A 23586-nucleotide genomic window follows, 5' to 3' on the forward strand; every position below is an offset into this window, starting at 1 on the left:
GCAGCAGATTTCTTGGCAGAACGTTCAGGAGGTCTGGTCGAAAGCCGTTCGTAAGTAAGACCGCTTTCGGCAGTTAGGCTCTCAGAACCGGACATTCCGCAAACCACCGCAAATCAGACCGCAAACCGGCTCAGCTTGAGCTTGTCGAGCCAATTTCGGCGTCCGGAGTAAACGGGGTCAGAAAGGTGGCCTCCGGTGCCCCAAACCCCTTTTGCCGCAAACGCATGTGGACACATCCCGTCATCGACCCTATCTGACGTGCCGATGGCCCATCGCCTGATCCTGACCCTGCTTGCCCTGCTTACGGGACTGGCCGCACAAGTCGGCCCGGCCGAGGCGTGCGCGTCGCGGGTGTCGGCGGTGCAGGTGCTGGGCGCGCGTGAGGTTGCGGTAAAGGCACCGCGCGCTCCCGTGGCATTGGCGCGGCTGCCCGAACCGGGGCTGCGCAACACGCGGCTTCATGCGCCGCAGCAGCCGGCCGCCTTTGCGCCGGTCGCGGTGCTTACCGTGCATACCGGAATAGACCGCGCGCGGCAGTAGGCGCTGGGGTCTGCAACTTTCGCAGCTTTGCGAACTTATTCCCGCGCCCGGCCGTCCGGCCGTCTCCCTTGCGAGTTTGGGGCGCGTACACCGATCATATGTAATTCACGAAAAACAGGGGTTCACCGCCATGCTCGGCGCACTCGTCAAGACCATCTTCGGCTCGTCCAACGAGCGTTACGTCAAGTCGCTCGACAAGATCGTCGCGCAGATCGCCGCCTTCGAACCCGCCATGGAAGCGCTCAGCGACGAGGAACTCGCCGCCCAGACGCCCAAGTTCCGGGAAATGCTGGCGAACGGGTCCACCCTCGACCAGATCCTGCCCGAAGCCTACGCCACCGTGCGCGAAGCGTCGAAGCGCGTGTTCGGCATGCGTCACTTCGACGTGCAGCTGATCGGCGGCATGGTGCTCCACCGCGGCGAGATCGCGGAAATGCGCACGGGTGAGGGCAAGACGCTGGTGGCAACCGCGCCCACGTACCTCAATGCGCTGGAAGGCAAGGGCGTCCACGTCGTCACCGTCAACGATTACCTTGCCCGCCGCGACGCGGAGCAGATGGAAAAGCTGCACGGCTTCCTTGGCCTGACGGTGGGCGTGATCGTGCCCAACCTCAACGAGTGGGAACGCCGCGAAGCCTACGGCGCCGATATCACTTACGGCACCAACAACGAATTCGGCTTCGATTACCTGCGCGACAACATGAAGCACGAGCGCAGCCAGATGGTGCAGCGCCCCTTCAATTTCGCGATCGTCGACGAAGTCGATTCGATCCTGATCGACGAGGCGCGCACCCCGCTGATCATCTCCGGCCCCACCGACGACAAGAGCGAGCTTTACGTTCAGGTCGATGCCGTCGTGAAGCAGCTGTCGCCCGAAGACTACGAGGCGGACGAAAAGACCAAGAACATCTCGCTGACCGAAGACGGCGTCGAGCGTGCGGAGCGCATGCTGGAAGCCGCCGGGCTGCTCGAAGGGTCGAACCTCTACGACGTGGAGAACACGCAGGTCGTTCATCATCTCGATCAGGCGCTCAAGGCCGTGATGATGTTCAAGCGCGATACCGACTACATCGTGAAGGACGACAAGGTCGTCATCATCGACGAATTCACCGGCCGCATGATGGACGGCCGCCGCTGGTCGAACGGTCTGCATCAGGCGGTGGAAGCCAAGGAAGGCGTGAAGATCGAACCCGAGAACCAGACGCTGGCCTCGATCACCTTCCAGAACTACTTCCGCATGTACCCCAAGCTTTCGGGCATGACCGGCACCGCCGCTACCGAAGCGCCCGAATTCTACGACATCTACAAGATGAACGTCGTCACCATCCCGACCAACGTGCCCGTGCAGCGCGTGGACGAGGAGGACGAATTCTACAAGAACACGCTCGACAAGTTCGCCGCCATCGCCAAGCTGATCCGCGAAAAGAACGAGATCGGCCAGCCGGTTCTCGTCGGCACCGTGTCGATCGAGAAGTCGGAACTGCTGTCCGATTTCTTGAACAAGGAAGGCGTCAAGCACTCGGTCCTGAACGCCCGCTTCCACGAAATGGAAGCGCACATCGTCGCGCAGGCGGGCTCGCTGGGCGCCGTTACCATCGCCACCAACATGGCCGGTCGCGGCACCGACATCCAGCTGGGCGGCAACGTGGAGTTCCGCGTCGAGGACGAACTGCGCGACATGCCCGAAGGGCCTGAGCGCGATGCCGCGATCGCGAAGATCAAGGCCGAAGTGGGCGAACAGAAGCGCCTTGTCCTCGAAGCCGGCGGCTTGTGCGTCATCGGCACCGAGCGCCACGAAAGCCGCCGCATCGACAACCAGCTGCGCGGTCGTTCGGGCCGTCAGGGCGATCCGGGGCTGTCGAAGTTCTACCTCTGCCTCGAAGACGACCTGCTGCGCATCTTCGGCCCCGACACGCTGTTCTCGCGCATGATGAACAGCAACCTGGCCGATGGCGAGGCGATCGGTTCCAAGTGGCTGTCAAAGGCGATCGAGACCGCGCAGAAGAAGGTCGAGGCGCGCAACTATGAGGTCCGCAAGCAGGTCGTCGAATACGATGACGTGATGAACGACCAGCGCAAGGTGATCTACGAACAGCGCGCCGACATCATGGATGCCGAAGCGGTGGACGATGTCGTCGTCGACATGCGCCATGACACGATCAATGCGCTTGTGGCAGATGCCTGCCCGGCCGGCTCCTACCCCGAGCACTGGCAGGTCGACAGCCTCAAGGAGAAGGTCAAGGACATCCTTGCCGTCGACGCCCCGATCGAGGCGTGGATCGAAGAGGACGGCCTTGAGCCCGAGGATATCGAACAGCGCATCACCCAGCTTGCCGACGCGCACATGGATGCGAAGATGAGCCAGGACGATCCGGCGATCTGGCGTCAGGTCGAAAAGTCGATCCTGCTCGATCGTCTGGATCACTACTGGAAGGAACACCTCGCCACGCTCGACGCGCTGCGCCAGGTGGTGTTCCTGCGCGCCTATGCGCAGAAGCAGCCGATCAACGAATACAAGCAGGAAGCCTTCAGCCTGTTCGAACGCATGCTCGACGGCATCCGCGAGGACGTGACGCGCATCATCTCGGTCAGCGAACTGCGCATGCCGGAGCCGGCGGGGCTGCCGGAACTGCCGGACTTCCTGACCGGCCACATCGATCCGTTCACCGGCCTCGACAATTCTGCCGACGGCGACGGTTCGGCCCAGATGCCGCAGCTGTTCGGCAATCTTGCAGGCAGCCCCGAAGGCGTGGCGGCCGGTGCTCCGGCAGGTGCCGGGACCGAGGGCAATCCCTGGGCGGACCTGCCGATCAGCCGCAATGCACCGTGTCCCTGCGGTTCGGGCAACAAGTACAAGCATTGCCACGGCGCACTGGTCTGATCCGGGCATGATTGCGCGAAAAAGGCGTCGCCGGTTTCCGGCGGCGCCTTTTTCCTATGTAGCCGCCGCGTTCCATGAGTACGATGGCGGTTAAGTAATTCAAGCTAACCGTGAAATTGTTAATAAGATTACCGGCCTTGTAATATTCCTGACAGCTATGATTACTACTTAGGTATAATTACTTGAGTTAGTCCCCGGAGTGAAGCGTCTGAGCTTCATGATCAGGGGGACATCATGTTCGGTAGTGCGACACCCGACACGTTTGCCATCAATTCCATGCACAAGCGGCTGGCCGTCAGCTCCATGGCGCTTTGCGCTTCTCTGGCACTGGCGGCGCCGGCATGGAGCCAGACGGTCGTCAATTCCGGCTTTGAAAGCGGTGACACCACCGGCTGGGTGCTTTCCGGGGGCAGCTGGACAAGCACGGCCCAGTGGCCCCCGGCCGATACGACATGGTCCGGGCCGCCCAATGCCTATACCGTCACCAATGCGGGCGAACTTGACCCGATCACAGGGACGCCGACTGTCTTTGCGGGCAACCACGCCGTCCGCCTGAACGACCTGTCCCCCAACTACGGGGTCACCGCGCTTTCGCAGTCGGTGGCGAATTATACCGGCAACAAGCTCTACTACGCCTGGAACGCGGTGCTGGAACCGTCGCACGGGGCGACCGACAGCCCCTCGTTCATCATCAAGGTGACCGACAGGACGACCGGCAAGATCATCAACAACATCGCCTACAGCGCCTATACCGCGCAGAATACCACGATCTTCCGGCAGGCGGGGTACTACGTCACCAGCGACTGGAAGGTCGAGGACATCGACATGCTGGCTGGGCATGACTACGACCTGCTGTTCGTGGCGCTCGATTGCCCTTACGGTGCGCATGTCGGCTACGTCTATGTGGACGGGTTCGGCAATGCCGTTCCGACCGCCAACGCCAACGTCGATTTCGACCCGTCGACCGATATCACGCGCGGCCAGGACGTGCTGATCCCGATCGGCGGCACCACGCCCGACATCGACCTTGCCAAGAGCTTCTACACCACCACCGAACTTGCCGATGGGGATGTGAATCCCGTTTTCGTGGGCGGCACACTGCAGTTCGACACCGCCGATGACGTTGCGATCCCGCTGGACGTCCAGATACAGGGCGGCACGATCGACACCAACGGCTTCGATGTCGCTCTGACGGGTGGCCTGACGGGGGTGGGCGGCATAACCAAGATCGGTGATGGCGTGCTGACGTTGTCCGGTGCGATCAGCACCTTCAACGAAGACTTCATCGTCGACGGGGGCAAGGTGCTGGTCAATGCCCCGCTTTCGACGAAGCGGGTCCTGGTATTGCCCGATAGCCGGCTCGGCGGCGTTGGCACGATCGTCGCCGAACATGTCTCGCTCTATTCCGGCGCCGTGCTGGCGCCCGGCAACAGCGTGGGCACGCTGGTCGTTGCGGGGGGGCAGGTCAGCGCAGGCGATGAGGCCGTTCTCGAAATGGAGATCGATGGCCGGGATTATGATCGGGCTGGCGGAGCAGGCAGCTACGACCGTCTGGCGCTGACCCTGGGCGCGCAATTCGAGCCGAACGGGATACTTGAAACGAAGCTGCGGGGAATTTCTGGCGGCAACAACACGTTCACGCCGGTCGTGGGCGATACCTTTGTGATCGTCGATGGCGGTGCGATCGGATCGACGGCGTTCGACAGCGTGCGCCAGCCGACTTCGGGCCTGGCCGAAAATACCCGCTTCGACGTGATCTATCGTCCGACGCAGATCGCCCTTGCCGTTACCCCGATCAGCTACGCGACCTTTGGCGCAGGGGCGGGCTGGAAGCGTAACGCGATCTGGGTAGCAGACGGGCTCGATCCCTTCCGCCCGTCGACCCATGCGCGCGGTGGTCCGTTCTATGCGCTGTTCAGCGGCCTCTACGGCTATGACAGTGAGGAACTGACGTATGCCTTCTCTCAGGCGAGCGGCGAGATTCACGCCGATGCGATGCAGATGGCACTCAGTTCCGCGCGCGATATCAGTCAGATTGCGATGACCGCCGCGCAGGAGCCATGGGGGTGCCCGCCCGCCGTGCAAGCTCCGGGCAATTTCTCCGATCCGCCGGTGCAGGGCGCGGAAGACGGCTGCGGCGTGGAATCGACGCGCAAGGGCGCCTCCGTCTGGGGGCGCTACATCGGCCAGTCCACCGAAGTGAGAGAGGACGATATCGCCTATGGCTATGACCGCAAGGCGCACGGGCTTATCGCCGGGGTCAATGTGGTCAACCTGGACGGCACCCGGCTCGGCTTTGGCGGCGGCTACAGCGATGGCGATTTGCGCAGCGATGTCGGCAGTTCGGCCACCGTCAAGACATGGTCGGCCTTCGCTTATGGTGCGCAGCGGCTCGGTGCGCTCTCGCTGGGGCTGGTGGTCGGTTATAACGAAGGGAGCGTGGACACCGATCGCAACGTGGTGCTGACCAACCACAGCAGTCAGCTGACCGACGCTTACAAGATCAGGACATGGACCGCCGCGCTGGATGCCAGGGTCGATGTGGTCCTGGGCAGCCGTTCGGTATTGCGTCCGGTGGCCGGAATCGAATTCGCTCGCAGCAAGGCGGGTTCGGTGGCGGAAGCGGGCTCGCCCATCACGAGCCTGACGATGCCGAGTGAAAAGTGGACGAGCGCGCGCAGCAAACTGGGTGCCGAACTGGCCGTCGGAGTGGGCAATCCGGTGGAGGCAAGCCTGTTCGGCGCCTGGCGGCACGAGTTGAAGGACGCAACGGCGGTACGCTTTGCCGAACTGGGCGAGGCGAACTGGCAGGTATCCAGCGTGGGTGCTGACAAGGACGCGTTCGAAGCAGGCGGCATGATCACTATCAAGGCCAGCAACGCCGCCAAGCTGCGCGTCGAATACGCGATCGTGCGGCAGGGCGAATACCACAGCGACCGCGCCACCGTGGGGCTTGCGGTCAAGTTCTGATGAGAGTGCGGGCAGGGCGTGATGGCGCCTGCCCGCGCCGATCAGCGGCCGGGGTGCTTGTGGCTGGCGCGCTCACGGCTCAGGCGGGTCATCAGCAAGGCGGCGCGCTTTGCCTGACGGGGAAAGCTTGTCAGGTCCACGCGCTCTTCGGGGGTGTGATCGCCGCTGCTGGAGGGGCCAAGGCCCGCCAGACCGTCGACATACTGCGCGACGAAGCTGATATCGCCTGCGCCGCGCTTCAGCGGGTCAAGTGCGGGCATCGCGGCAAGGCCAAGATCGCCGTTGATCGCGTTCAGCCGGTTCAGCAGCGCCTGATTGCCCGGCGTGGGGGACATCGGCGGATAGCTGTCCTTGAAACGGATCGTGGCCTGCGTTTGCGGCAGGTGGCGGGCGACGATCTCCTGCATCTTCGTCTTCACGCGCTCTACCTGTTCGGGGGTCAGGGCGCGATAGTCTCCCTTGGCGATGGCGATGGGCGGGATGATGTTGGTCTTGCCGGTGGCGCGGATTTCCGCCTCGTCCGGACTGAGCGCCGCCGTTGCGCCGCCGCCGACGATGCCGATGTTGAAGGTCAGGTTGGGTTCGGGCAGTTCCTTGCGGAAGGTATCGATGATGCGGGCAAGTTCGTAGACCGCGCCGTCCCCCACGCCGGGAGAGAAGATGCCGCTGGAATGCGCGGTAACCCCCGTGGCGGTGATCGTGTAATCCCCCGCCGAACGCCGCGCGACCGAGCCGTAATCCTTCCCGTCGATCACGACGAGCCCTTCGAAATCGAGCGCCACGTCCGCCCGTTTGCCCGCCGCGACAAGGTCGGCGCGGGCGGCGGCTACGGGCTCGCCGGCAGCTTCCTCATCGCCGGTCAGGACAACTTCGATGTTCGCGCCGGCCAGCGTGCCTGCCGCCTTCATGGCTTTCAGCGCAGCCAGCATGACGACGATGCCGCCCTTGTCGTCTCCCGCACCGGGGCCGTGCAGCATGTTGCCTTCGCGCCGTGCGGTCTGGAACGCGGAGCTGGGCTCGAACACGGTGTCGAGATGGCCGATCAGCAGCATCCGCGTGGTGCCGGGCTTGCCCTTGTGAGTGGCGATCAGGTGGCCGGCGCGCTTGACCGCGTCCATCGGCACCCAGCGCGTCTCGAAGCCCAGCGCCGCGAATTCGGGCGCAACCATCGCATTGACCTTGCGCACCCCGTCGAGATTGCGGGTGCCGCTGTTCTGGGCGACCAGCTTTTCAAGCAGCGCGATATCGGCCTGCGTGCCCGCATCGACGGTATCGGCCATCTTCTGCTCTGCCGGGGAAAGCGCGGCCAGCGCGGGAGAGGACGTCAGCATGAAGGCTGTGACGCTGGCGGCGAAACTGGCGGCGAAGCTGGCGGAGAGGGGGGCGATATGTCGAACCATCCCGGTACGATAGCCCGCGCGGCGGTGCGCGCAAGGCTGCGGTGGACACCGCGTTCGGGGACGGGCAGAACCCTGCATTATCCTGCAAGCGGCAAAGTGAGGTCTGGCGATGCGTATCGTAGTCTATGGCACCCGCAGCTACGACCGCACTTTCCTTGGCGCCGCCAATGCACTTCATGGGTTCGAGCTTCAGTTCATCGACGCGCCGCTGACGCTGTCCACCGTGCGGCTGGCCGAAGGGTTCGACGCGGTTTGCGTCTTCGTCAACGACACTGCCGACCGCCCGGTGATGGATGCTCTGGCGCAGGCGGGCGTGCGGATCGTGGCGCTGCGCTGTGCGGGCTACAACAACGTGGACCTTGCGGCGGCCGCCGATAACGGCATCGCCGTGGTCCGCGTGCCTGCTTATTCGCCCCATGCAGTGGCGGAATATACCGTGGGCCTGCTGCTTTCGCTTGATCGCAAGATCCATCGCGGCTGGTCGCGCACGCGGGAAAACAACTTCGCGCTCGACGGGCTGGTGGGCCGCAACCTTCACGGCCGGGTCGTGGGCGTGATCGGCACCGGCCAGATCGGCGCGCTGGTTGCGCGGTCCCTTCACCTCGGCTTCGGGTGCGACGTGCTGGCAAGTGATATCGTCGCCGATCCGGCGCTTAAGGAAATCGGCGTGCGCTATGTCGATCGCGATGTGCTGCTGCGCGAGGCGGAGATCGTGACGCTGCATTGCCCGCTGACGCCGGACACGCATCACCTGATCAACGCGCAGGTGCTGGCGGCGGCGCGGCCGGGTCTGGTGATCGTCAACACCAGCCGCGGCGCGCTGATCGACACGGTTGCGCTGATCGAGGCGCTCAAGCAACGCCGCGTCGGCGGCGTCGCGCTCGATGTCTATGAACAGGAAGCGGGCGTGTTCTTCGATGACCTGTCGAGTGAGATCATCGACGATGACATGCTGCAGCGCCTGCTGACCTTCCCCAACGTGCTGATGACGGGGCATCAGGCCTTCCTGACCGAAGAGGCGCTGAGTGCGATCGCGCAGACCACCCTGCAAAGCCTGAACGACTTCGCGGCTGGACGCCAGCTGACAAACCGCATCGCAGTGACGCAGTAGGCGCGGATCAGATTGTCTGGAAGAAGTTGGCTCCCCGAGTAGGATTCGAACCTACGGCCATTCGATTAACAGTCGAATGCTCTACCGCTGAGCTATCGGGGAGCAGCCTGTCAGTGTCACCACCGCCGGGCAGGGGTGCGCCAATAACAGCTTCCGCAGACTTGGCAACCCCGTGATGCAACAAAATTTGAACTATTTTCGAAAAAGGGCGGTTGGTCAGTGGGATACGTTGAAAGATCGGCGCTCAGGAGAAGTGCTTAGAGTCATGACCTTATACCTGGAACTGCTCGGCGAAGATGCGTTCTTCCAGCGTGAAGCCGGGGTCGAACAGCAGGGTCAGTTCCTTTTCGGCGGTGGCGCTGATCCGCACGATGGCAACGTCGCGCACTTCCTTCTGATCGGCGACGGCGGCGACCGGGCGCTTGCCGGGTTCGAGGATACGGAATTCCACCTGCGCGCTCTCGGGCAGGATCGCACCCTTCCAGCGGCGCGGGCGGAACGGGTTGAGCGGGGTCATCGCCACCATGCGCGAGCCGAGCGGCAGGATCGGGCCATGGGCAGAAAGGTTGTAGGCGGTGGAGCCCACAGGCGTCGCCACCAGAATGCCGTCTCCGGCCAGTTCCTCCATGCGAACGCGGCCGTTGATGCGGACTTCGATCTTGGCGGTCTGGCGCGTTTCGCGCAGCAGCGACACTTCGTTGAAGGCGTAGAAACTATGCCGGTCGCCGGACTGGGTGACGGCGTTCATGCATAGCGGGCGCACCGGCACCGTATGCGCATCGGCTACGCGCTGCGCGATCGTTTCGCCGTCTTCCAGCGGACCGTTCATCAGGAAGCCGATGGTGCCAAGGTTCATGCCGTAGACCGGCTTGGTCGTGTCACGGTCCAGCAGTTCGTGCAGCACGTGCAGCAGGAACCCGTCGCCGCCCAGCACGACCAGCACATCCGCATCCTGAGGCGACACCCAGGGATGCGAATCATGGAGCGCTTTTGCCCCGTCCTGCGCCTTCGCGCTGTCCGAGACGATAAGCGCCAGTTTCGCATCTTTGCCCATTACGTGTTCCGACGATCCCATTCCGGGACCGGGGCTCGCTAATTTTGAAGGGTTTTGCAAGGGGTTTGGGCTATGGCCGCAAGATGGCCGCTAAACTGAAAGACCAGATCCGCAATCCGGCGAAGCGGATCGGTGACCGCCTGACCGGTATTCCGGGGCTTGAGGCCGTCCACGATCGCATCGGCGCATGGCGCGAAGATCCGGCGTTGATGCCGCATCTGGCGCACGTCCATGCCATGCTGCTCAGCCTGCGCCGCCTTGACGCCATCAACATGGCGTATGGCGAAGCCGCGGGCGATGGCGCGCTGGAGGAAGTGGCCGCGCGCATCGGCCATTTCGCCGAAGAGGAACTGGACGGGCCGTGGCTGCTGGCGCGGGCAGGGGGCGGCAGCTTCCTGCTTGTGGCGAACGAGGCGTGCAGCCGTGAACGCTGGCAGCTGGTTGCCGATCAGCTGGCGGACATGATCTCGCGGCCGATCCCGGTCAGTTCGGGTATCCTGCGCCTGTCGCCGCGCGTGGCGCTGATCCGCGCGCTGACCGGCGAAAGCGTCGAATCGATGCTCGACCGGCTGGGCCACGCGCTGGGCGAGGCTTACGAACAGTCCGGCACCCGCCTTGCCTGGGCGGATGGCGAAGTGACGCCGCCGGGCCGCTCGGCGCAGCAGCTTGAAGCGGACCTCCTCGTCGCGATCGATCGGGACGAGATCGAAGTGCTGTTCCAGCCCCAGTTCAACCTTGCCGACGATCGCCTGACCGGGGCGGAGGCGCTGGCGCGGTGGAACCACCCCGAACTTGGCCGCATCGGCGCCGGGGCGCTGTTCGCGATCGCGGAGCGCGCCGACCACACCGGCCCGCTGTCGCGCCATATCGCGCGCAAGGCGATGTTCGCCGCGCGCGACTGGCCGGGGCAGCTGCGCCTTTCGATCAACGTCACGCCCGCCGATCTAGCCTTTGCAAGCTACACCCGGCAGATGTTCGAGCTGATCCGCGAATCCGGCTTTCCGTTGCGGCAGCTGACGCTTGAAATCACCGAGCAGGCGCTCATCGCCGACATCGAGATGGTGGCGCAGACCATGGCGGAGTTTTCCGCGCAGGGCATCCGCATCGCGCTTGACGATTTCGGCGCGGGGTTCTGCAATTTTCGTTATCTCAAGGTGCTGCCGATCCACTACCTCAAGCTGGACCGTTCGATGATCGACGGTGTCACGACCGACCGGCGCGACGTGGCGGTGCTGCGCGCGATCGTGGCGATGGCGAAGGCGCTGGATCTTGAAGTGATCGCCGAGGGGATCGAGGAAGAAGGCCAGCGCAAGGTCGCCGCGCGCGAAGGCTGCGCCTATTTCCAGGGTTTCCTGCGCGCCCAGCCGATGAGCGCCGCGATGTTCGCCAAGCTGGCGAGGGCGGAAGCGAAGAAGGAGGCGGGCCGGGCTGCTTAGGTGCAGCCCTAGTGGGCGCCCTGAATCTCGTTGCGCGCAGCCTGTGCGATGAAGGCGCTGCGCGTCAGGCTGCGCTCGGCTGCCGCTTTATCGATTGCGTCAAGTATGCCGCGCTCTATCGATAGATTTACGCGGGTTACCCGGTGATCGTTCACGATCCACGGCACCGCGATCAGCGTTCCGCCATCTTCGCTTTCGATCCTGTCAAGCGGCGTAGGCTCGCGCCATGGCTGATCTTCGAACCATAGTTCAAGCGCTTCGCAGGCTTTGGGCAGCACGTCGTCAGCATGATCGGCGGCCGCGAAGCAGCCGGGCAGGTCAGGGAAGGTCAGGCCATAGGCGCTGTCCTCGTCCTTATGCATGATGGCGTAGAAGTATTTCACGGTAATCGTCCTGTCACAGCCAGCCGGCCATCTTCGCGATCGAACGCGCAGTGCCGATCGGCAGGTCCTTCTTGGGATGCGGCAAGATCAGCGTGCGGTCACCTTTCCGGTACTTGGCATGAGATCCTCGGGTGGAAACATGCTCCCACCCTTCGGCTTCAAGCCGGCGAACGATGGCCTTGCTGTCGCGATCCATGTGTAAATAAATACACACTCTCGCCAATCAAGGCAAGCGTCACCCCTTGCGCGCCACCGCGCTCAGCCCCTTGGTCAGTTGCAGCAGTCCGTTGAGGCGGCTCTTGGGATCGCCCCAGGCGCGTTGCAGCACCAGCTTGTTGTCGGGGCGCAGCTTGACGGCGCCGTTCAGCCGTTCCGCATAGGCGATGAGGCCCATGGGGTTGGGGAAGCTGTCGTTGTGGAAGCTGACCAGCGTACCGCGTGGGCCGACGTCGATCTTGGCGATGTGCGCCTCGATTGCCTGCCGCTTGATCTGGATAAGCTGGACGAGGTTCGCGGTCGACTGGGGCAGGGGGCCGAAACGGTCGATCATCTCGGCCGAAAGCGATTCGATCTCGTCCTTACTCTCCGCATCGTTGAGGCGGCGGTAGAGCGCCATGCGCACCGCAAGGTCGGGCACATAGTCTTCCGGGATCATGATCGGTGCTTCCACCGTGATCTGCGGAGACAGGCCCGAAGTGTCCTTTTCCAGCCCCACACCGCCTGCTCGGGCGGCCAGGATCGCGTCTTCCAGCATCGACTGATAGAGTTCGAAGCCCACTTCGCGGATGTGGCCGGATTGTTCGTCGCCCAGCAGGTTGCCCGCACCGCGAATGTCGAGGTCATGGCTGGCCAGCTGGAAGCCTGCGCCCAGCGAATCGAGATCGCCCAGCACCTTGAGGCGCTTTTCGGCCACTTCCGACAAGGCACGATCGGGCGGCGTCGTCAGGTAGGCATAGGCGCGCAGCTTCGATCGGCCCACGCGTCCGCGTAGCTGGTAAAGCTGGGCAAGGCCGAAGCGGTCGGCGCGATGGATGATGATGGTGTTGGCGCGCGGAATGTCGATGCCGCTTTCGACGATCGTGGTGGAGAGCAGCACCTCGTACTTGCCCTCATAGAAGGCGCTCATACGCTCTTCCACTTCGCCCGCGCTCATCTGGCCGTGGGCGGAGATGTACTTCACCTCGGGCACATTCTTGTGCAGCCAGTCCTCGATTTCCGGCATGTCGGAAATGCGGGGCACGACGATGAAGCTCTGCCCGCCGCGGTGGTGTTCGCGCAGCAGGGCTTCGCGCATCACCATCTCGTCCCATTCCATCACGTAAGTGCGCACCGCAAGGCGGTCGACCGGCGGGGTCTGGATGGTGGAGAGTTCGCGCAGGCCCGACATGGCCATCTGCAGGGTGCGGGGGATCGGCGTGGCGGTCAGCGTCAGCACGTGCACATCTGCGCGCAGCTGCTTGAGCTTTTCCTTGTGGTTGACGCCGAAGCGCTGTTCCTCGTCGACGATGACAAGACCGAGGCGCTTGAAGTTTACGGTCTTGGACAGGATTGCGTGAGTGCCGCAGACCACGTCCATGGTGCCGTCGGCAAGGCCATCGCGCGTGGCCTTGGCCTCCTTTTCGGGCACGAGGCGCGAAAGGCGGCCGACGTTGAGCGGGAAGCCGGCGAAACGGTCCGCAAAGCCTGAGAAATGCTGGCGGGCCAGCAGCGTGGTCGGCGCGACGACGGCAACCTGCTGGCCGGCCATCGCGGCCACGAAGGCGGCGCGCAGGGCCACTTCGGTCTTGCCGAAACCAACGTCGCCGCAGACGAGGCGGTCCATCGGGCGGCCGCTGGAAAGGTCTTCCAGCGTATCGGCGATGGCGGCTTCCTGATCTTCGGTTTCCTGCCAGGGAAACCGGTCGACGAACTGGTTGAAGCTCGATTCCTCGGCCACCAGAGCCGGGGCCTGCCGCAGTGCACGTTCGGCGGCGGTCTTCATCAGTTCGCCGGCGATTTCGCGGATGCGTTCCTTCAGGCGGGCGCGGCGCTTCTGCCATGCCTCTCCGCCCAGCTTGTCCAGCGCAACGCCTTCCGCCTCGCTGCCGTAGCGCGAGAGGACATCAAGGTTTTCTACCGGGATATAAAGCTTGTCGCCGCCCGCATAAGTCAGCATCACGCAATCGTGCGGGGACTTGCCCACCGGGATTGACTGCAGCCCTTCGTACTTGCCGATGCCGTGGTCCATGTGGACCACCAGATCGCCCGGCGTCAGTGCCGCCAGTTCGGCAAGGAAGGCGTCGGAATCCTTCTTCTTTTTCTTCCGGCGGACAAGGCGGTCGCCCAGGATGTCCTGCTCGGTGATGACCTCTACGGCATCGTTGGAAAAGCCGGTCTCCAGCGGCAGCACCAGCGCGGCGGAGCGGCCCTGCACGGCAAGGCCCAGCGCTTCCTGCCAGGTTTCCGCAACGCGCGGCTCTGGACCCTGCGCTTCCCCAAGGATCGAGACAAGGCGCGCACGGCTGCCGGGGGAATAGGCGGCAAGGATCGCCTTGCGCCCTGATTTGGCGATCGCGTGAAGGTGCTTCGCCGCCGCTTCATAGGCGTTGTCGCCGCGGGCGCGCTCAGGTGCGAAATCGCGGGCATTGCCAAAGCCGAAATCGATGACCTTGCCGCTTTCGGGCTGGGCAAAGGGATCGGCGCGGTGGACGGGATGGGCAGCGATCAGGCCGTCGAACTCTTCCTTGCCGAGATAGAGCGAGTCCGTGGCCAGCGGGCGGTACGACCCGGCCTTCTGGCCCGACGTGTCGAGGCGCGCCTTGTGGTAATCGGCGATGTCGGTGATGCGCTCATCCGCGGCGCCCAGCGCGGCGGTGTCGATCACGATGAGGTCGTGCGCGCCAAGGTGGTCGAACAGGGTGACCAGCCGGTCCTCGAACAGCGGCAGCCAGTGCTCCATCCCTGCAAGGCGGCGGCCGTCGCTGACCGCCTGATAGAGCGGGTCGGCGGTGGCATTGGCGCCGAACATCTCGCGGTAGCGGGTGCGGAAGCGTTTTACCGTGTCTTCGTCGAGCAGGGCCTCGCTGGCGGGCAGCAGCAGGTGATCGGGGATCGTGCCGCTGGAACGCTGGGTGCCGGTATCGAACAGGCGCAGCGTTTCCAGTTCGTCCCCGAAGAAGTCGAGGCGCAGGCCGCCTTCAAGGCCGCTGGGCACGATATCGAAGATGGAGCCGCGCACCGCGAACTCGCCCGCGTCGATCGCGGTGTCGCTGCGCTGGTAGCCCTGACGGCGCAGCAGCGCGATCAGGCTTTCGTGGCCCACTTCCATGCCGGGTTTCAGCAGCCGCACCGATTCGCGGATGCGGAACGGGGTGAGCACGCGCTGGAGCACCGCGTTGGTGGTGGTTACCAGCAGCTGCGGCCCCTGCCGCTTCAGCTGCAGCGCGTGCAAAGCCGCAAGGCGCCGCGCGCTGACCGAAAGCGCGGGGCTGGCGCGATCATAGGGCAGGCAGTCCCACGCGGGAAACTCGATCACCTCAAGCTCGGGCGCAAAGAACTGCGCGGCGCTGGCCACAGCGCTCATCGCCGCGTCATTATCGGCGATGAAGACGGCGCGGCCGTTCTTGGCGGCAGCGCGGGCGAGGTCGGCGAGTACCAGCGGCTGCGCACCGCGAGTGACCGAAGCGAGGGTCAGCGGCGCCGAGGCCGTGATGATGCGGGAAAAATCAGTCATGACTTGGGTGTCTGGCGGGATATGCGGGGCGGTGCGGAAATACAATCGTCTTGCGAATGGCAGATGGAATGAGGTGCATGGATCACAAGCTGTTCACGATCGATGGTGCCGCCATAACCGGGATCGCCGCGCTCTATGCGCAGATCAACGCGGTATTCATGGCGGACGAGGACTGGAAGATCGGTGAAAGCCTCGATGCGCTCAACGACTTGCTGCATGGTGGCTTTGGCGCGATTGCCGGGGCGGATGCGGTCACCATCCGGTGGAAGGATATCGCGCGGACCCGTGCGGCGCTTGGCGCGGAGGCGACGGCCGACCTGCTCCGGCAACGCTCGGCAACGCGCACGATGTTCAACGGCGCGCGGATTGCCGATCAACTGGCGGCGCTGGAGGCGGGCGGCGGCGTGACCTACTTCGACATCGTGATGGATATCTTTGCCGACCATCCCGCGATCGTCATCGAGCCCGCCTGATCGAGCCCGCCTGATCTAGCCTGCCTGAACCGACCCGGCCGGCCAAAAGGCACGCCTCGGCAAAGCGTTACTTGCAGTGATGGCGCGCCGCGCGCAGGCTTTCGCCGAATGGAGCGGATGATGACGACACTTTCAGGAAAGCGCATACTCGTGACCGGGGCATCGAGCGGCCTGGGGCGGCATTTCGCACAAGTTCTGGCCGCAAACGGCGCGAATGTGGTGCTGGCGGCCCGGCGACGCGACGCGCTCGAGCAGCTGGCAGCCGAAATCGGTTCGGCGGCAAAGGTGGTCGCGCTCGATGTGACGGACCCTGAAAGCGTCTGTAACGCCGTGGCGGAGGCAGGACCGATCGACGTTCTGGTGAACAATGCCGGCGTGTCCAGTGCGCAACCGGTGCTTGATGCGGGTGTCGAGGATTACGATTACGTGATGAACGCCAATCTGCGCGGCGCCTTCCTTGTCGCGACCGAGGTTGCGCGGGGCATGCGCGATCAGGGGCAGGGCGGGGCGATCGTCAACATCGCGTCGATCCTTGGGCTCGCGCAGGGCGGCCAGCTGTGTGTCTATGCGATGAGCAAGGCGGGCGTCGTGCAGATGACCCGCCAGATGGCGCTTGAACTGGCGCGCTACGATATCCGCGTGAACGCGCTGGCGCCGGGGTATTTCGCCACCGACATGAACCGCGATTTCCTTTCCAGCAAGGCAGGGGAGGCGATGGCGCGGCGCATTCCGCAGCGGCGTTTCGGCAATTTCGAGGACCTTGACGGGCCGCTGGCGCTGCTGTGCTCGGACGCTTCGCGCTACATGACCGGAGTGGTGATCCCGGTCGACGGCGGGCATCTGCTGGGCGGGCTTTGATGGGCGGGCTTTAACGGGCCCAGTCAGTCCCTGGGAATCTCCACGTAGTCGAGCTTCATCATCCGTTCGATCATCGGACCGCGATATTCCTCGGGCACGGGCATGGTGCCCAGCGCCCAGCCCATGATGTCGACGTCTTCCTCTTCGATGATCGTTTCGAACAGGGCGATCTCTTCCTCCGACCATTCGGCGTGGAAGCGATCGAAGAAGCAGCCGATCATGTAGTCAGCCTCACGCGTGCCGCGGTGCCAGGCGCGGAACTTGAGGCGGGCGAGGCGGGCTGAACGATCTTGGTTGAGTTCACTCATGCCCGCGCCGTTACAATGCGGCGCGGGCATGAGCAAGGCAGCCGTCAGCTATGCAGCACGCGCACGATTTCCTGCGCGGGCCGACCGGCAAGGTTCTTGGGCACTTCGGCCACGAGCACGTCCTTGAGCTGCTTGTGATAATGGCGGCGCATCTCGCCCAGCGAGCGCGGGTCTGCCACGACCACGAGCTGGTCGATCTCCCGTGCCAGAACCTGGCCGTTGAGCCAGCCGGTCACTGCGGCGACATGGGCGCTTTCGTCCAGCGCGTCATTGCTGCCGTCTCCGGTGCGCGCCTGATGGCGTGTCGGTCCGTCCAGACGGCGTGCGCCTGCGCTGAAATTGGTCGCCTCCAGTTCGGGCACCTCGATCGAGGCAAGCCGGGGTTCGGCCTCCGCGCCCGTGTTGCGATAGAGTTCGAAGTTCTCTCCGTCGACGATCGCGAACACGGTTCCGTGCGGCAAGAGCATGGGCTTCTCCTTCATTGTTACGCTAAAGCCAACGGGATCGTGACGGACAAGGTTCCGCCCGCTCTGGCGAAACGGTCCCCACTCGCGCTAAGAGGCGCTCGTCATGCGCCCTGAAGCACTCAATTCCCTGTTCGTCGAAGTCGAGGCGCTGGAAGGCGTCGGCCCCAAGCTGCGCAAGCCGCTGGAAAAGCTGGGGCTTACCCGGATCAGGGATCTTGCGTATCATCTGCCCGATCGCTTCGTCGAACGCCGCGCGATCACCAATCTGGACGAGGCGGGCATCGGCGAGAACGTGATCGTTGCGCTGACCGTGCGCGAACACCGCTCTCCCAGCGGGCGCGGCCCGTTTCGCATCATTGCGGAGGACGTGGCGGGCAATATCTGCACCGTCACTTACTTCGGCCGCGCCTCCTACACCGGCAAGAAGCAGCTTCCGGTCGGCGAGACGCGCTGGGTGGCGGGTCGGATCGACCAGTACGGGCAGATGCTGCAGATCGTGCACCCGGAACACGTTTCGGAGGATTCGGCCGCGCCCGTCGGCCAGTTGTGCGAGGCGGTCTATCCGCTTTCCGAAGGGCTGACGCAGGGGCGTGCCGCTGCGCTGGTGGCGCAGGCCATCAAGGGTCTGCCGGACCTTCCCGAATGGATAGAGCCCGGCCTGATCGCCAAGACCGGCTGGCCAATCTGGCGCGAGGCGCTGGTGGAGGCGCATCGCGGCGTCAATGGCCCCGCGCGGGACCGGCTGGCCTACGACGAACTCTTCGCCAATGCGCTGGCGCTGATGCTGGTGCGCGAAAGCAACCGATCGCAACGCGGCACGCCGCTGGCGGGCGACGGATCGCTGCGCGCGAAGCTGAAACTGCCCTTCGCGCTGACCGGCGCGCAGGCCCGGTCTATCGGGGAGATCGAGGGCGATCTGGCACAGCCTTCGCCGATGTTGCGGCTGCTGCAGGGCGATGTCGGATCGGGCAAGACGGTGGTGGCGCTGACCTCGATGCTGATCGCGGTGGAGGCAGGGGCGCAGGCGGCCTTGCTGGCACCGACGGAAATCCTTGCCCGCCAGCACTACGAAACGCTGTCGCGGATGCTTCAGGGCACCGGGGTGGAGATCGCGCTGCTGACCGGGCGCGACAAGGGCAAGGCGCGCGAGGCGATCCTGATGGGATTGCTTGGCGGCACGATCCAGATCGTGGTGGGTACGCATGCGATCTTTCAGGACAGCGTGGCCTACAAGAACCTCGCGCTGGTGGTGATCGATGAGCAGCACCGCTTCGGCGTGGGCCAGCGCCTGATGCTGGCACGCAAGGGGCGCCGCACGCCGCACACGCTGGCGATGACCGCCACGCCGATCCCGCGCACGCTGACACTGGCGCAATATGGCGAGATGGAAGTCTCCAAGCTGGACGAGCTACCGCCGGGCCGTCAGGCGATCGATACCCGCGTTGTCGCGGTGGAGCGCATGGACGATGTTGTCGGCGCCCTGTCGCGGCACATCGAATCGGGGCAGCAGGCTTATTGGGTCTGCCCGATGGTCAACGAAAGCGAGACGGACGACCTTGCCGCTGCCGAGGCGCGCTATGCCGCGCTGAAGGAGCGGTTCGGCGATACCGTAGCGCTCGTCCACGGACAGCTTCGGCCCGAGGTCAAGGATGCGGCGATGGAGCGCTTCGCGCGCGGCGAGGCAAAGCTGCTGGTGGCCACCACGGTGATCGAGGTCGGCGTTGACGTGCCCAATTCCACGCTCATGGTGATCGAGCAGGCAGAGCGGTTCGGCCTTGCCCAGCTGCACCAGCTGCGCGGGCGGGTTGGGCGCGGTTCGGGCAAGTCCACCTGCCTGCTGCTGCGCGGCAACCAGCTGTCCGAAACCGGCCGCCAGCGCCTTGCCCTGATGCGCGAAACGCAGGACGGGTTCCGGCTGGCAGAGGAAGATCTGCAACTGCGCGGCGGCGGTGAACTGCTGGGCACGCGCCAGTCGGGCGACACGCCGTTCCGCATCGCCAGCCTTGAACAGATCACCAAGCTGCTGCCGCTGGCCCACGACGATGCGCGCCTGTTGATCGAACGCGACGGCGGCCTTTCCGGTCCGCGCGGCGACGCAGCGCGGCTGCTGCTCTACCTTTTCGAACGTGACTGGGGCGTGCAACTGCTGCGATCGGGCTGATTGCCCCCGGCGGCAAGTCCGGTTGACCGGAGCGGAGCGCCGCTTGTCGCGCCCGGTGCGTGACTGGTAATACCGGACGGATGGGGAACCGGAAAAACCGGTCGGACCGCCGGGAGACAAGCCGTTGGATCAGGCACAGGGGAATCTTGCGGGCATCGCGCAGGGCGAAGCGCACTCGCCCAGACTTTACAGAAAGGTCGCCGCACACCTTCTCGACGAGATTCGCGCCGGGATTCATCCTGTCGGCACAAGAATGCCGGCAGAACGGGACTTGTCCGTCGTGATGGGCGTCAGCCGCCCCGTCGTTCGCGAGGCGCTGCTGGCGCTGGAGGTGATGGGCATCGTGGAAGTCCGCGTCGGCTCGCGCGCCTATGTGCTGCGCCTGCCCGAAGACGAGCCACGATCCTGCGCGGCCGAAGTCACGCCGATGGAGCTGGCGCAGGCGCGTCTGATCTTCGAAGGCGAAGCGGCATCGCTGGCGGCGGTGAACGTCACGGACGATGAACTGGTGCGTCTGGAAAGCGCCGTCGCCGAGATGCGCCGGGAAGACGGCACGTTCGAGGACTGGCAGGCGGCGCTGACCGATTTCCACATGACCATGGCCCGCGCCACCCGCAACGTTGCGGTGGAGCGCGGCGTGCGCGACTTGTGGGAGATGCGCTCTCGCTCGCCCGAATGCCGCCGGATGCTGGAGGAGGCGCGCAATCACAACTACCGCTACAGTCTGGAGCAGCACGTCGAGATCCTTGCGGCGCTCAAAGGGCGTGATCCGATCCGGGCACGGGCGGCGGTGCGGATGCATCTGGAAGGTTCGATCGAACACGTGCTGATGGCGATCGAGGAACGTGCTGTCGCCGATGCGCGCGCAAGGGTGGCGGAAATGCGTTCACGCTACTTTTCGCGCTGAGGCAGGAAAAAGAGGGGCCTGAAACGACGAACGGCGCGTCTTGCGACGCGCCGTTCTCGTATAAAATGGTCGGGGAAAGAGGATTCGAACCTCCGGCCCCTGCCTCCCGAAGACGTAGCGCCTGATAGCACATGGCGGATTTCCGTCAATCGCGGTCGGCCGTACACCACGTTTGTTCCACCATGTTCCCGTTTGATTCACGGTCGGAGGTTCAGCGCGAACCTCAACCCCTGTCCATGGCGCCTTGGAGCGGTGGAGATGGCCCATGGCTGATACATCCATCGAATGGACCCAGAAGGTCTGGAACCCCATCGTCGGCTGCTCGATCCATTCGCCCGGCTGCAAGCGCTGCTACGCGATGCGGATGGCCTGGCGGCTGCAGGCAATGGCGCCGAAGCCCGATGGCATCGGCAACGCTGCGCTCAGCCACTACGAGGGCACCGTCGAACAGTCGCGCGCCGGGCCGGTCTGGACGGGCAAGATCAATGTCGCCCCGGATGACGTGCTGACGGCGCCGCTGCGCCGGAAGAAGCCGACGACCTACTTCGTGAACAGCATGTCAGATCTATTCCATGCGGACGTGCCCGACGAGGTGATCGATCGGGTGTTCGCTGTGATGGCGCTTTGCCCGCAGCACACTTTTCAGGTGCTGACGAAGCGGGCGGATCGGATGCGCGAGCACATGACCCATCATCTGACGGGCTTCCGCATCAGGACTGAGATGCAGAAGATTTGCGCGCAAGCCATCATCCACATGAGCTGGCCGCTGCCAAATGTGTGGCTGGGCGTCAGCGTCGAGGATCAGCAGCGCGCCGACGAGCGCATCCCTGATCTTCTCTCCACGCCGGCGGCGATCCGCTGGCTATCGTGCGAACCGTTGCTGGGGCCGGTGGATTTGACGCGCGTGAAGCGATTTCCTGCCGGCACTGCCGAGAAGGAATTCATCAACGCCGTCGGCGGCCGAATGTGGACGGATCAGACTGGCTTGCCGAACTCTGACCCGTCGTGGGCGTATCCGGGTAGGGCGTTCAGCGAAGGGCGCGGGCTCGATTGGATCGTCGTCGGCGGCGAGAGCGGGAAGGGTGCTCGACCGATGCATCCGGTCTGGGCGCGGAGTTTGCGCGACCAATGTGCGTCGGCGGATGTGCCGTTCTTCTTTAAGCAATTCGGCGATTGGATGCCGAGTGAGTTGTGCAGGCTCGGCTGTTCCGCTCGGGACATCCTGATCTACGACGAGACCGGCAAGGTCTGGCGCGAGGCGCAAGACGACGGCAGATGGATTGGAGATCAGGCCATGTGTCGTGTCGGAAAGAAGCGCGCGGGCCGCCACCTTGACGGCGTCGAGCACAACGGGATGCCGGAGGTGCGGTCATGACTAACGCAGCACTAGACGCGCTGGCGAAGGGACGGCGAGATGCGCTCGACGCCGGGGGCGTGGGGGAGGATGTCATTGAGCGCATATCACAGCGGATAGCGGTTTTCGCGGATATGAAGCCCGAAGAAGATGAGGAATGGGAAAGCTGGTATCACGCCGCTTTCGACATGCTCTCTGCTGAGGTCGCCGCCCTTGCCGACAGCGAAACGAAAGCAAACCCCGTTGTCGATAGCGGGGGATGGGGTGGTGAGCGGCAAGCTGTCTTGGCCTTGCTGCGCGGCGATATTGAGTGTGTCCAGTGGCCGCGTGGCGATGCCGACCTCCAAGACATGCTGGACGCTGTGGCACACGCTATAGAGCCCGGCGATCATCGCGCCGGGCAGTCCGGAGAATAACCATGGAAAACACCACTGCCATCTGGCGCGGAGACGATGCCCTCCCTTACGGCGCTTCGGTCACGCTCTTGGCACGCGATGACAGCAACGAACATGAAGTGCCGGCCAGAACCCCATGCTGGATACGCTGGATACCGGACGAAGGTTTCTCGCCTCGCTATCGGTCCTGTGATCTCGCAGATCTTGAGATAGACGAGAGCATGGATAGCTGTCCGGTCGATACTGATTATGATCGAACGCGCGAATTGCCGATCGCGCCAACGGCGATTCACCACGCCGGAACGGGGTGGGCGCACTATTTCGATTGCCACATTCCTGACAGGGCCATTGAGCATTTCGTCATGATCGGCGGTGTTCTCCACTACCTCATGCAGGATGGGAAGCCGTCTAAGGGCTTCAACGAGGTCCAAGCGTGGCTGTGTGAGCAGGGTGGCAAACGCTGGGCTACCCTCGAAATGCCACTCTACGTTCGGGAGGGCGTGACGGTAACGCCGCTGTATCATCCCTTCCGAGACACTGCCGCAGAGGAAGGGGATCATGGCTGACACCATAACCCGCAACTGCATGCGCTGCGATGAGCCTGTCACTGGCGCGTGGATGTGTGATCGCTGTGCCGCAGACGAGATCGCAGAGAACGCTGAAGACGAGGGTAATTCCGTAGAGGGGCCTGAGTTCGAATGCGCCGGGTACAATGACGGCTCTGGCTTCTACTGCCCGATCTGGGGCACAGAGGATTGCGACTGGGAGTGTCCGCGATCCTGACAGACGCAAAAAGGCCCGAACTTCTGGAGAAGCCCGGGCCTTAGTGTTTGAAGGGCATCGCATGATGCTCATTCAGGGTCGCAAAGGCAGCGTAGCGGAGAAGGTCGACGCTGGCCAGAGTGGCGATGTAAAATGCTGTCACGACGAGTGACCGTCCACGAGGCTCCGTCTATGGGGCTTCCGCTGCGGCGGTGCTTAGTCCAATCCCCAGTCACTTTGTTCAAGGTGTCGTCGCAGCACCCTACTTCACCGCCCGCGCCCCATGCTCGCAAATCGCACGAAACTCCACTGTTGAGCTACGCTCTTCCGCCGCCAAGCGTGCTCGCATGGACGCTAGAGTATCGCAGACGATAGGCGGCGAATGGGGTGATGCGGAAATGTCACGCTGCTGTC

General features: G+C 64.1%; 20 protein-coding genes and 1 tRNA gene. 12 read left to right on the forward strand and 9 right to left on the reverse strand.

Annotated features, from left to right (window positions below; all coding sequences use genetic code 11):
* Positions 1–264: 264 nt before the first annotated feature.
* The 3 genes from A8V01_RS19980 to A8V01_RS19990 all read left to right on the forward strand — a co-directional run bounded on the left by A8V01_RS19980 (position 265) and on the right by A8V01_RS19990 (position 6391).
* The gene (locus tag A8V01_RS19980) at positions 265–540 is read left to right on the forward strand and encodes a hypothetical protein (RefSeq protein ID WP_103098078.1); all 276 of its coding nucleotides are present in this window, start codon (positions 265–267) and stop codon (positions 538–540) included.
* A gap of 130 nt (positions 541–670) precedes the next feature.
* Positions 671–3421 (forward strand): preprotein translocase subunit SecA, encoded by a 2751-nt coding sequence (gene secA, locus A8V01_RS19985; protein WP_103098079.1) that lies wholly within the window; start codon positions 671–673, stop codon positions 3419–3421.
* Positions 3422–3655: 234 nt separating this feature from the next.
* Positions 3656–6391: an autotransporter outer membrane beta-barrel domain-containing protein gene (locus A8V01_RS19990; protein ID WP_103098080.1), complete on the forward strand. Its 2736-nt coding sequence runs from the start codon at positions 3656–3658 to the stop codon at positions 6389–6391.
* A gap of 41 nt (positions 6392–6432) precedes the next feature.
* Here the strand turns inward: A8V01_RS19990 and A8V01_RS19995 are convergent, their stop codons facing one another.
* Entirely contained in the window at positions 6433–7722 is a 1290-nt protein-coding gene (locus A8V01_RS19995) for a M20/M25/M40 family metallo-hydrolase (protein WP_425437348.1), read from the reverse strand.
* Between the two features lie 178 nt (positions 7723–7900).
* On the opposite strand from A8V01_RS19995, the gene A8V01_RS20000 reads away from it, so the two are divergent.
* The gene (locus A8V01_RS20000) at positions 7901–8902 is read left to right on the forward strand and encodes a 2-hydroxyacid dehydrogenase (RefSeq protein ID WP_103098082.1); all 1002 of its coding nucleotides are present in this window, start codon (positions 7901–7903) and stop codon (positions 8900–8902) included.
* 27 nt (positions 8903–8929) lie between these two features.
* Here the strand turns inward: A8V01_RS20000 and A8V01_RS20005 are convergent.
* Together A8V01_RS20005 and A8V01_RS20010 are read right to left on the reverse strand one after the other, a co-directional pair.
* Positions 8930–9004, reverse strand: a tRNA-Asn gene (locus A8V01_RS20005).
* Positions 9005–9173: 169 nt separating this feature from the next.
* A complete protein-coding gene (locus tag A8V01_RS20010; protein WP_245892744.1) occupies positions 9174–9956 on the reverse strand; it encodes an NAD kinase in 783 nt (260 codons plus the stop codon).
* Positions 9957–10039: 83 nt separating this feature from the next.
* Here A8V01_RS20010 and A8V01_RS20015 point away from each other — a divergent pair, with 83 nt between their 5' ends.
* The gene (locus tag A8V01_RS20015; protein WP_103098103.1) at positions 10040–11392 is read left to right on the forward strand and encodes a bifunctional diguanylate cyclase/phosphodiesterase; all 1353 of its coding nucleotides are present in this window, start codon (positions 10040–10042) and stop codon (positions 11390–11392) included.
* An 8-nt stretch (positions 11393–11400) separates the two neighbouring features.
* On the opposite strand, the gene A8V01_RS20020 is transcribed toward A8V01_RS20015, so the two are convergent.
* Genes A8V01_RS20020 through mfd form a run of 3 tightly spaced genes read right to left on the reverse strand, consistent with a single transcriptional unit; the run spans position 11401 to position 15487 of the window.
* Complete coding sequence (locus A8V01_RS20020; RefSeq protein WP_103098084.1) at positions 11401–11775, reverse strand: type II toxin-antitoxin system HicB family antitoxin; 375 nt, start codon at positions 11773–11775, stop codon at positions 11401–11403.
* 13 nt (positions 11776–11788) lie between these two features.
* Entirely contained in the window at positions 11789–11971 is a 183-nt protein-coding gene (locus A8V01_RS20025) for a type II toxin-antitoxin system HicA family toxin (RefSeq protein ID WP_103098085.1), read from the reverse strand.
* A gap of 39 nt (positions 11972–12010) precedes the next feature.
* Entirely contained in the window at positions 12011–15487 is a 3477-nt protein-coding gene (gene mfd / locus A8V01_RS20030; protein ID WP_103098104.1) for a transcription-repair coupling factor, read from the reverse strand.
* Positions 15488–15564: 77 nt separating this feature from the next.
* Between mfd and A8V01_RS20035 the strand changes: the two genes are divergently transcribed.
* Positions 15565–15960: a barstar family protein gene (locus A8V01_RS20035; RefSeq protein WP_103098086.1), complete on the forward strand. Its 396-nt coding sequence runs from the start codon at positions 15565–15567 to the stop codon at positions 15958–15960.
* A 120-nt stretch (positions 15961–16080) separates the two neighbouring features.
* Positions 16081–16818, forward strand: coding sequence for an SDR family NAD(P)-dependent oxidoreductase (locus A8V01_RS20040; RefSeq protein WP_103098105.1), 738 nt, complete (start codon positions 16081–16083; stop codon positions 16816–16818).
* 23 nt (positions 16819–16841) lie between these two features.
* Here the strand turns inward: A8V01_RS20040 and A8V01_RS20045 are convergent, their stop codons facing one another.
* Both A8V01_RS20045 and A8V01_RS20050 read right to left on the reverse strand, forming a co-directional pair.
* Positions 16842–17126, reverse strand: a complete 285-nt coding sequence (locus tag A8V01_RS20045; RefSeq protein ID WP_103098087.1) for an FAD assembly factor SdhE — start codon at positions 17124–17126, stop codon at positions 16842–16844.
* 44 nt (positions 17127–17170) lie between these two features.
* Positions 17171–17593, reverse strand: a complete 423-nt coding sequence (locus A8V01_RS20050; protein WP_103098106.1) for a baeRF12 domain-containing protein — start codon at positions 17591–17593, stop codon at positions 17171–17173.
* A gap of 103 nt (positions 17594–17696) precedes the next feature.
* Here A8V01_RS20050 and recG point away from each other — a divergent pair, with 103 nt between their 5' ends.
* The 3 genes from recG to A8V01_RS20065 all read left to right on the forward strand — a co-directional run bounded on the left by recG (position 17697) and on the right by A8V01_RS20065 (position 22036).
* Positions 17697–19754, forward strand: a complete 2058-nt coding sequence (recG, locus tag A8V01_RS20055; protein ID WP_103098088.1) for an ATP-dependent DNA helicase RecG — start codon at positions 17697–17699, stop codon at positions 19752–19754.
* Between the two features lie 124 nt (positions 19755–19878).
* A complete protein-coding gene (locus A8V01_RS20060) occupies positions 19879–20661 on the forward strand; it encodes a FadR/GntR family transcriptional regulator (protein ID WP_245892745.1) in 783 nt (260 codons plus the stop codon).
* Positions 20662–20926: 265 nt separating this feature from the next.
* Positions 20927–22036 (forward strand): phage Gp37/Gp68 family protein, encoded by a 1110-nt coding sequence (locus A8V01_RS20065; RefSeq protein ID WP_103098089.1) that lies wholly within the window; start codon positions 20927–20929, stop codon positions 22034–22036.
* An 86-nt stretch (positions 22037–22122) separates the two neighbouring features.
* On the opposite strand, the gene A8V01_RS28320 is transcribed toward A8V01_RS20065, so the two are convergent.
* Positions 22123–22407, reverse strand: a complete 285-nt coding sequence (locus tag A8V01_RS28320; protein WP_146037333.1) for a hypothetical protein — start codon at positions 22405–22407, stop codon at positions 22123–22125.
* 26 nt (positions 22408–22433) lie between these two features.
* Here A8V01_RS28320 and A8V01_RS20075 point away from each other — a divergent pair, with 26 nt between their 5' ends.
* The gene (locus tag A8V01_RS20075) at positions 22434–22976 is read left to right on the forward strand and encodes a hypothetical protein (protein WP_103098091.1); all 543 of its coding nucleotides are present in this window, start codon (positions 22434–22436) and stop codon (positions 22974–22976) included.
* Positions 22969–23193, forward strand: a complete 225-nt coding sequence (locus A8V01_RS28325) for a hypothetical protein (protein ID WP_146037334.1) — start codon at positions 22969–22971, stop codon at positions 23191–23193. The genes A8V01_RS20075 and A8V01_RS28325 overlap by 8 nt, the downstream gene beginning before the upstream one ends.
* Positions 23194–23586: the final 393 nt, after the last annotated feature.

Origin of the sequence: Novosphingobium guangzhouense (genome assembly GCF_002896965.1) — a bacterium.
GTDB classification, from domain to species: domain Bacteria; phylum Pseudomonadota; class Alphaproteobacteria; order Sphingomonadales; family Sphingomonadaceae; genus Novosphingobium; species Novosphingobium guangzhouense.

What these genes read in the sequence shown, in the direction of transcription:
- A8V01_RS19980 (WP_103098078.1), top strand. Translation starts at nt 265, where the DNA reads ATGGCCCATCGCCTGATCCTGACCCTGCTTGCCCTGCTTACGGGACTG.
- secA (WP_103098079.1), top strand. Translation starts at nt 671, where the DNA reads ATGCTCGGCGCACTCGTCAAGACCATCTTCGGCTCGTCCAACGAGCGT.
- A8V01_RS19990 (WP_103098080.1), top strand. Translation starts at nt 3,656, where the DNA reads ATGTTCGGTAGTGCGACACCCGACACGTTTGCCATCAATTCCATGCAC.
- A8V01_RS19995 (WP_425437348.1), bottom strand. Translation starts at nt 7,722, where the DNA reads ATGCTGACGTCCTCTCCCGCGCTGGCCGCGCTTTCCCCGGCAGAGCAG.
- A8V01_RS20000 (WP_103098082.1), top strand. Translation starts at nt 7,901, where the DNA reads ATGCGTATCGTAGTCTATGGCACCCGCAGCTACGACCGCACTTTCCTT.
- A8V01_RS20010 (WP_245892744.1), bottom strand. Translation starts at nt 9,956, where the DNA reads ATGGGCAAAGATGCGAAACTGGCGCTTATCGTCTCGGACAGCGCGAAG.
- A8V01_RS20015 (WP_103098103.1), top strand. Translation starts at nt 10,040, where the DNA reads ATGGCCGCTAAACTGAAAGACCAGATCCGCAATCCGGCGAAGCGGATC.
- A8V01_RS20025 (WP_103098085.1), bottom strand. Translation starts at nt 11,971, where the DNA reads ATGGATCGCGACAGCAAGGCCATCGTTCGCCGGCTTGAAGCCGAAGGG.
- mfd (WP_103098104.1), bottom strand. Translation starts at nt 15,487, where the DNA reads ATGACTGATTTTTCCCGCATCATCACGGCCTCGGCGCCGCTGACCCTC.
- A8V01_RS20035 (WP_103098086.1), top strand. Translation starts at nt 15,565, where the DNA reads ATGGATCACAAGCTGTTCACGATCGATGGTGCCGCCATAACCGGGATC.
- A8V01_RS20040 (WP_103098105.1), top strand. Translation starts at nt 16,081, where the DNA reads ATGACGACACTTTCAGGAAAGCGCATACTCGTGACCGGGGCATCGAGC.
- A8V01_RS20045 (WP_103098087.1), bottom strand. Translation starts at nt 17,126, where the DNA reads ATGAGTGAACTCAACCAAGATCGTTCAGCCCGCCTCGCCCGCCTCAAG.
- A8V01_RS20050 (WP_103098106.1), bottom strand. Translation starts at nt 17,593, where the DNA reads ATGCTCTTGCCGCACGGAACCGTGTTCGCGATCGTCGACGGAGAGAAC.
- recG (WP_103098088.1), top strand. Translation starts at nt 17,697, where the DNA reads ATGCGCCCTGAAGCACTCAATTCCCTGTTCGTCGAAGTCGAGGCGCTG.
- A8V01_RS20065 (WP_103098089.1), top strand. Translation starts at nt 20,927, where the DNA reads ATGGCTGATACATCCATCGAATGGACCCAGAAGGTCTGGAACCCCATC.
- A8V01_RS28320 (WP_146037333.1), bottom strand. Translation starts at nt 22,407, where the DNA reads ATGATCGCCGGGCTCTATAGCGTGTGCCACAGCGTCCAGCATGTCTTG.
- A8V01_RS20075 (WP_103098091.1), top strand. Translation starts at nt 22,434, where the DNA reads ATGGAAAACACCACTGCCATCTGGCGCGGAGACGATGCCCTCCCTTAC.
- A8V01_RS28325 (WP_146037334.1), top strand. Translation starts at nt 22,969, where the DNA reads ATGGCTGACACCATAACCCGCAACTGCATGCGCTGCGATGAGCCTGTC.